Source organism: Prevotella sp. S7 MS 2 (assembly GCF_000762865.1).
GTDB lineage: Bacteria > Bacteroidota > Bacteroidia > Bacteroidales > Bacteroidaceae > Prevotella.
Map to the genome: position 1 here is coordinate 1 of NZ_JRPT01000074.1, position 1,501 is coordinate 1,501.

The 1,501-nt window shown below is 42.2% G+C and carries 1 pseudogene; it reads left to right on the top strand.

From position 1 onward, the window contains the following. Positions 1-1,330: pseudogene (locus HMPREF0671_RS10510) on the top strand (IS1380 family transposase); the annotation flags it as partial. Positions 1,331-1,501: the final 171 nt, after the last annotated feature.

Genomic DNA, 1,501 nt, shown 5'->3' on the forward strand with positions numbered 1-1,501 from the left:
CCTTTTGGGGGATTATTTTCAATCATGGAGCAATTTGACTCCACATTATCATCTGTAATCGACTCAACCCTCGGTCTAAGGTGTAGATCGTTCGGTTATCAGTACAGTGAAATCATCCGTTCTCTCATGAGTATCTACTTCTGTGGCGGTTCATGTACCCCAGGATGTCACTACTCATTTGATGAACCACCTCTCGCTTCATCCGACACTTCGCTCTTGTAGCTCTGATACTATCCTCAGAGCGATAAAGGAGTTGACGCAAGAAAACATTTCATACACATCAGATATGGGCAAGACCTACGATTTCAATACGGCTGACACTCTCAATACTTTATTGCTCAATTGTATATTTGCATCTGGCCAACTGAAAGAGGGTGAGATGTATGATGTTGATTTCGACCATCAGTTCATAGAGACAGAAAAGTATGATGCAAAGCCTACATACAAGAAGTTCCTTGGTTATCGCCCTGGCGTGGCGGTTATTGGCGATTTGATAGTTGGTATAGAGAATAGCGATGGTAACACAAATGTTCGTTTCCATCAGAAGGACACGCTGAAGAGGTTCTTTGAGAGATTTGAACAGAATGGGCTCACTATCAATCGCTTCAGAGCTGATTGTGGATCATGTTCCGAGGAAATCGTGGAGGAAATAGAAAAACACTGCAAGTCTTTCTATATCCGTGCTAACCGCTGCAGTTCGATCTACACTGACACCTTTGCTCTCAAAGGCTGGAAAACTGAGGAAATCAATGCCATTGAGTTTGAATTGAACTCTATCCTTGTTGAGAAGTGGAAAGGTAAAGCATATCGACTTGTGATTCAAAGACAGAAACGGAAGGATGGTGTGCAGGATTTTTGGGAAGGAGAATACACATACCGTTGTATCCTGACTGACGACTATGATTCTTCCGTAAGAGAAATTGTCGAGTTCTATAACCTTCGTGGAGGAAAGGAACGTTTTCGTTAAGCCAAATGAGCAGAATAAAGCTCGCTTTAATTATGCCATGGCGAGAAAACGAAGGATGAAATCCAACGTATCTTCGATGATATGAACAATGGTTTCGGATGGGACAGATTGCCCAAATCCTTCATGGCAGAGAATACAGTGTTCCTTCTTCTTACAGCACTTATCCGTAACTTTTACAAGGCCATTATTCAAAGACTTGACGTAAAGAAGTTCGGACTCAATGCAACAAGTCGCATAAAAGCGTTTGTCTTCAGGTTTATCTCTGTACCAGCCAAGTGGATCAGGACGTCAAGGCGGTATGTGCTGAATATCTATACCAGTAATAATGCTTACGCAGATGTTTTCCAGACTGGTTTTGGATAATGCCTACAACTTATGGGAATGATATTGTGTATTGCCTCAAGTCACATTGTGGGGTAAGGGGATATTGTAGGCAGAAGTGGGTGCTTCAAGTTCAAATTATCTGCAAATTCAGTAATGAGAGGACGTGTAAACGCAATAAGGACGTTCAAGGGCTTAGTTGCGGATTTGAGG